Genomic DNA, 5786 nt, shown 5'->3' on the forward strand with positions numbered 1-5786 from the left:
CGGGCTGGAGTGCCCCTCAGGCGAGTCGCTTGTCAACAGGGTGAATCGCAATTTTATCAACAGTCGGGGGTGCGTCTGGGGATATCTTGCCGCATTTCCTGGAAAGCCGAACTTCGTTCAGTCCGCTTCGCCTAGCTGCTCGCGCTCGCGTAGTCTTTCGGCGTAGCGGTAGCTTGCTTCCATGGAGTGATAGGTATCGGCGTAGCGATCGATGTCACCGAGCGCGCATTCGACCTCATACTCCACCGAGTGCGGCGACGAGCCCGGACGCTTTCGACCCAGCCAGCGCTCCAGCTTGTCGAAGCGGCTCTGCATCCCCTGCACGCTGCATGCAATGCGCAGATCGTCGAGATTGCTACTCGTCCGATTGCGGCTCCAGGCCCTGCAGGCGAACTCAAGCTCTTCACCCCGCGTCGGAGGGCGGTCGCTGAGATCGGCTCCACCATCTTTCGTGAGAGTGGGGTCGGCCTGTACATTGGCAAGGCCCGCACTGAGTGCCTCGCAGAGTTCGCTATGATATTCATCCCGGCGCGCGGCGTCCCAATCATAGGGGCCAGCGCCGACGAAAAGATGCGGCAGCTTGAAATGCACCCGCACCGCCTTCGGCAGCATCTTCTCGATCCGGATCACTCCGCGGATGACATCGAGGAGGTGCTCGGCGTCGATCCCGGCCCACGGCCGCGCAAGATTCTCGAGCGCGCTGAGGTTCGAATTGGTGGGCGTGTCCCCCGTGTTCCAGTATCGCATAGTCAGTGCTTCCGTTTCTCTTTGGCCTTGATCCCTAGAATGGCTTTCGCCTCGGCGTTTGCGCCCTTCGCAATCTGATCGAGGCGAGCCTTGAAAATGGGATCGGCGAGGAGCTGGGCCTTTGGCCCTTCGCCGGAATCGCACATAATGGCGTAAAAGAGCCGATAGAGCGTCTGCGCTCGCTCCGCTTCCTCGATCGCCGCATCGAAATCAGGCCGCCGATAGACCAGGATCTTCTCTTCATCGATTGGCATAGGCCGGATCACGCCGCGACCGTCGGGAAGTTCCTCCACGCGCTGGCGATGGCTGATGTTGTACTTCACGATGGTCTTGGGGTGGGTGAGCAGGATCGCTTCCGTGAGTTCGGAGCAATGCCCCCAGATACGATGGGCAAAATGATTGCGGGTCTTGCGCGACTCCTCTGCGACCGAGCCGATCGCCTTGAACAGCAGTTGCTGCCACTCGGGGAGCGCTTCGTGCGCTGCCGCATCAAGTGCGCCCCGCTGTGCTCCGGCTCCGACCAGCGAGAGATACATTGCAGTGCCGACCGCAATGTCGCTTTTCAGCATCCGGCTGAGGATCGAGGCAATATCGCCATCGATATGCGCCCACAGAGCAATTATATAGGCAACGTCGCTGGCGAACGGCGAATGGCGTAGAATGCCCGGCGCGAAAAAGACGCGGCCATCGGGCGATTCCTCAGCGAGCGTTTTGGGCACCTTTCCTCCTCTTTCGCGCGGTCAAATTCGTTGGCCACATTATATGGCGACATCGTCGCTGCTCCTAATTTTGGGTTACCGCTGGCGCTTTGCCCCCCGACCGGAAAGATGCCACATCCAAGTATCCCAGTTCTGCGATCCGCTAATTGCTGGATAAAAAGGAGCTTATCATGGACGAAGACGCACTTTTTGCGGTTGGTTCAATATTGGCAGCGCTCGGCGGCGTGCTGGAGCGAAAGGGTGTCTGCACGACCAATGAGTTTGCCGAAACGCTTGGCAGCGTGGCGCTAATGACGGCCGAGTCCGGGGATCAATATAAGAACCGTGCTGCCTATATCGGGAGCTGGGCGCAAATGGTGCGCGCGGCCGCCGAACATTCGGGGAGCGCGCGCGAACATTAACGATCCGGCCTCGGCATCGTTCATTCGGCACCGGCTTCGAAATAGGCGCGCATCCGGTGAGCGATGATCGGATCGAGCCGGATGAAAGTCCGGCGCCCGTCGATCGGATCGGGTACGCGGCGCGTAATGCCGGCATCGCAGAGGCGCTGCGCCAGCCGTAGCGCGCTGCTCATCGGGATCGAGGACGTGACGCATAGCGCGCTGATGGACAGGCGCTTTCGCTCGCATTCGTGAACGAAGAGATCGATCAGCATTTCCCATGCGGGATCGCCAAAGAGTTCAGGGGCCCCGATCAGTTGTTGGCGGAGGAGGCGCCTGCGCATCGCGGCCTTCGCATTAGCCAGCGCAATGTCCCCATGGTCGATGCGGGCGGGACCTCCCGGACTTCGCAATGTGAAGGAGGCTGACGGAATCGGCGTCCCCGCAAGAGTGTCGTTGCTGATGACGTGATGGCAGTGGGTTGATGTCACAACGATGTGGTCGATGATCTCGACGTTGAGCGACCGTCCGATCATTTCGAGCTTCCGCGTCGCCTCGATGTCCTCGACGCTGGGGCGATGGTCGCCGCTCGGATGGTTGTGGACGAGGATTAGCCCGGCGGCATTGAGTTCGAGCGCACGCCGGAAGATCGTTCGGGGGTAGATGGCAAGCTGCGCAAGCGTGCCGCTTTGCAAAACCTCGTCGGCGAGAAGATGGCGCCCACCGTCGAGGAAGAGGATACGGAGCCGTTCGTCGGAGAGCGAGCCCATCGACATGATGAGGTAGGAGCGGAGCCTCCGGTCGAAGGGATCGATGCTGATACCTCGAAGATCGCCGGAAAGGCTCTCGGTGGCGAGCTTATGTGCCTCGAGAATGACCTCTGCGACCTGCGGCGCGTCACCAATGACGCGAGCGAGCGCTTCTGGCGACTGCGCCCAAATGCGGCTGATCGAATGAAACGCGACAAGTAGCCGGTCCGCTAAGGCTTCGCAGCGTTCGGGCTCGATGGTCGCAATAAAATGTACCAGGACCGATCGCTGCCGGCTCGAGCCAATCGCTTTTGGTGATGCCAGGTTGCGGCCACGAGGAGCGGCGGAAGAAGCCAGGATGCAGCGACCTGCATCGTCAGATACGCTATTGGGTGGAGTTCCATGTCGATCGCGCGGGTCGTGTGAGCCAGTAGCGGAAGACATTGCAGGACTGCCGCCAGCATGGGCCAGAAGCGATAGGCCGTCAGCGCTACGGTCATCGTCGCGGCCGCCGCTATCAGATCGATCAGCAAGTGACCCGTATCGACCGTGACAAAGTTCACCGCAAAAATCAGGTGTAGAGCCTGATCGGAAATCAGCATGAACAGGAGAATGGCTGCCACCGCTCTCTCCGGGCCGCCGCCCTTGCGGAGAGCGTAGACGAGAGCCACCAGCAGCAATGTCACGAAGATTGCGATCCGCAGCATCGCGCTCATTCACCATGCCGATGGCCCATCGTCAATGTCGCTCAGCTCACCAGGGAAAGCTTTGCGGGGCCGGCTTCGGCAGCTGCGGGGCATTCGTGAAGGTCGAGGCCTGACGTTTCACGGCCGATATCGGCAAGGTCGCCATGAACACGAAGGATGTCGCCGCTCACCCCGACCAGCGCCAGTTGCGCTTCGGCGATGCGGCGGATCGTCGCATGTCCCTTGGCAGCAGGGACGCCGGCCGTATCTCGACGGGCAGTGACGACCTCCGCCATCAGCGACGAAACGGCGATGAGGGCGCCATCGATCTGCGCTTCGGCTGCAGGCACCACTCGCTGCAACCGCTCCGCGGCAACGCTGTTCAAATTTTGCATAGACTCTCCTCTCCGGAGAAGCGCGCTGCGCTCCCGGACCATGGTTCAACACGATATGGGATCAGGCCGAGGCGAGCCGGGTCAGCGTCTGACCGATCGACAGGCCTGCGATGACCATGAGCAGGACCGCGATGAGCAAGCTCACGACGATCACGACCCGGGCCTGAGGCCTATAGTTCGGCCTCAGCAAATCCCTGAACGGAGAGCCTTCGCTCCGAGACCCGGCTCGACTTGCCAAATTATCGTTCAGATGCAGCAAGCTAGCGGGGTCACCGTCCGGGAAATCGGATGGCACCAGTTCGGGGGTTGGCGGTAGTATGACCGGATCACATGGTATCCGATCATAGGTCTGGCGGAGCCGCGCATAGATGATCGCGGTCTCGTCGCGGTTGGCCGCGCCCAGCGTGTCGCGTGCGGTGGTGAGCCGCAAATCCACCGCCTGCTTCGATATGTCGAGGTCGCGGGCGATCTGTTTCGAGGTTTTTCGTTCCAGCAGCAAATCGAGACAGGCCCGCTGCTTTTCTGTCAAGCGCGTCCACCTCAAGAACTCGTCCGAATGCTGCGACCCCGAATCACTCATCCTGACACTGTTGTCAAAATCGCGCTCGGCACAACCCGCCGACCTTCATTTAATCGCTTCCGAATCGGAACTGATCGCATCGCGGCCTACGCCATTCCCTGTCTTTCTTACCCACAGTACGACGCGCGCAAATCTCTGTTGAAAATAGTGAATCTTTGCGTCTCTTACTCATCCCCGTCGAGCCGGGCGCCTTTGCCCGGACCATCCAACGGGGACTATCATGGGCGCAGAACCGGTCCGTTTCGAGGCGCAGGGACGTGGTGCCCGCATGCTGCGGACAGCGCTTGGCGGCGCGATTGCCGAGTGGCTTGCCGACCCCGCGGTCATCGAAATCATGCTCAATCCCGACGGCCGGCTCTGGGTCGATCGTCTCGGCGCAGGGATCACCGATAGCGGTATCCTGCTCGCGGCCACCGACGGCGAGCGCATCATCCGGCTCGTCGCGCATCACGTCGGCGCCGAAGTCCATGCCGGGTCGCCGCGCGTGTCGGCCGAACTTCCCGAAAGCGGCGAGCGCTTCGAGGGCCTGCTGCCGCCCGTGGTCGCGGCGCCGACCTTCGCGATCCGCAAGCCTGCGGTCGCCGTCTTCTCGCTCGGCGACTATGTCGCAGCCGGCATCATGTCCGCACCGGCGGCCGAGGCGCTGCGCGCCGGGGTCGCCGCGCGCCTCAATATCCTCGTCGCCGGTGGCACCGGGACAGGCAAGACCACGCTCACCAATGCCCTGCTCGCCGAGGTCGCCAAGACCAGCGAGCGCGTCGTCCTGATCGAAGATACCCGCGAGCTGCAATGCGCCGCTCCGAACCTCGTCGCGATGCGCACCAAGGATGGGGTCGCGTCACTGTCCGATCTCGTCCGCTCCTCGCTTCGTCTTCGGCCGGACCGCATTCCGATCGGGGAGGTTCGCGGCGCCGAGGCGCTCGATCTTCTGAAGGCCTGGGGCACCGGACATCCCGGCGGCATCGGCACGATCCACGCAGGCAGTGCGATCGGCGCGCTCCGCCGCATGGAGCAGCTCATCCAGGAAGCCGTGATCACGGTCCCGCGTGCCCTCCTCGCAGAAACGATCGATCTCGTTGCCGTTCTCGTGCGCGACGGGGCCGGCCGACGCCTTGCTGAAATGGCGCGCGTCGACGGTCTCGATGCGTCGACCGGCGACTATCGCATCACCCCCCTCTTTACCCCCGAAGGAGACTGACCATGACGCATGCCGCCCGGCAGGAAGCACCGCGCTTCCTGCTCACCTCGACCGCCCTCTATGTCGCGCTCGTGACCGCCTTGCCCGCCCGCGCGGGTGGGTCGTCGATGCCGTGGGAAGCGCCGCTGCAGTCGATCCTCGAAAGCGTCGAGGGACCGGTCGCAAAGGTGATCTCGCTGATCATCATCATAATCACCGGGCTGACCATCTCGTTCGGCGACACGTCGGGCGGTTTTCGCCGCATGGTCCAGATCGTGTTCGGGCTGTCGATCGCCTTCGCGGCGTCGAGCTTCTTCCTGACCTTCTTTTCCTTCGGCGGCGGAGCCGTCGTC

The 5786-nt window shown here is 62.3% G+C and carries 10 protein-coding genes; 4 read left to right on the forward strand and 6 right to left on the reverse strand.

Annotated elements, in window-relative coordinates; translation table 11 throughout:
• Nucleotides 1-117: 117 nt before the first annotated feature.
• Nucleotides 118-747 (reverse strand): hypothetical protein, encoded by a 630-nt coding sequence (locus ABS88_RS23250; RefSeq protein ID WP_062767740.1) that lies wholly within the window; start codon nucleotides 745-747, stop codon nucleotides 118-120.
• Between the two features lie 2 nt (nucleotides 748-749).
• Nucleotides 750-1466 (reverse strand): hypothetical protein, encoded by a 717-nt coding sequence (locus ABS88_RS23255; protein WP_286750726.1) that lies wholly within the window; start codon nucleotides 1464-1466, stop codon nucleotides 750-752.
• A 170-nt stretch (nucleotides 1467-1636) separates the two neighbouring features.
• Between ABS88_RS23255 and ABS88_RS23260 the strand changes: the two genes are divergently transcribed.
• A complete protein-coding gene (locus ABS88_RS23260; RefSeq protein WP_062767742.1) occupies nucleotides 1637-1867 on the forward strand; it encodes a hypothetical protein in 231 nt (76 codons plus the stop codon).
• Nucleotides 1868-1887: 20 nt separating this feature from the next.
• On the opposite strand, the gene ABS88_RS23265 is transcribed toward ABS88_RS23260, so the two are convergent.
• Nucleotides 1888-2622: a JAB domain-containing protein gene (locus tag ABS88_RS23265; protein ID WP_162928264.1), complete on the reverse strand. Its 735-nt coding sequence runs from the start codon at nucleotides 2620-2622 to the stop codon at nucleotides 1888-1890.
• Here ABS88_RS23265 and ABS88_RS23270 point away from each other — a divergent pair.
• Entirely contained in the window at nucleotides 2536-2817 is a 282-nt protein-coding gene (locus ABS88_RS23270; RefSeq protein ID WP_286750730.1) for a hypothetical protein, read from the forward strand. The two genes, ABS88_RS23265 and ABS88_RS23270, sit on opposite strands and share 87 nt — an antisense overlap.
• A gap of 8 nt (nucleotides 2818-2825) precedes the next feature.
• Here the strand turns inward: ABS88_RS23270 and ABS88_RS23275 are convergent, their stop codons facing one another.
• The 3 genes from ABS88_RS23275 to ABS88_RS23285 form a co-directional block, all read right to left on the reverse strand.
• Nucleotides 2826-3311: a hypothetical protein gene (locus ABS88_RS23275; RefSeq protein ID WP_062767743.1), complete on the reverse strand. Its 486-nt coding sequence runs from the start codon at nucleotides 3309-3311 to the stop codon at nucleotides 2826-2828.
• 32 nt (nucleotides 3312-3343) lie between these two features.
• On the reverse strand, nucleotides 3344-3676 hold the full coding sequence (locus ABS88_RS23280; protein ID WP_062767745.1) for a hypothetical protein: 333 nt from the start codon (nucleotides 3674-3676) through the stop codon (nucleotides 3344-3346).
• 61 nt (nucleotides 3677-3737) lie between these two features.
• Nucleotides 3738-4205, reverse strand: a complete 468-nt coding sequence (locus ABS88_RS23285) for a LuxR C-terminal-related transcriptional regulator (RefSeq protein ID WP_255265934.1) — start codon at nucleotides 4203-4205, stop codon at nucleotides 3738-3740.
• A gap of 271 nt (nucleotides 4206-4476) precedes the next feature.
• On the opposite strand from ABS88_RS23285, the gene trbB reads away from it, so the two are divergent.
• Nucleotides 4477-5454 carry a P-type conjugative transfer ATPase TrbB gene (trbB, locus tag ABS88_RS23290; RefSeq protein ID WP_286750727.1) on the forward strand — a complete coding sequence of 326 codons (978 nt, stop codon included), beginning with the start codon at nucleotides 4477-4479 and terminating at the stop codon, nucleotides 5452-5454.
• A 2-nt stretch (nucleotides 5455-5456) separates the two neighbouring features.
• Nucleotides 5457-5786: TrbC/VirB2 family type IV secretion system protein (locus ABS88_RS23295; RefSeq protein WP_286750728.1), on the forward strand; the 330-nt coding region annotated here is incomplete at its 3' end.

Source organism: Sphingopyxis sp. SCN 67-31 (assembly GCF_001725095.1).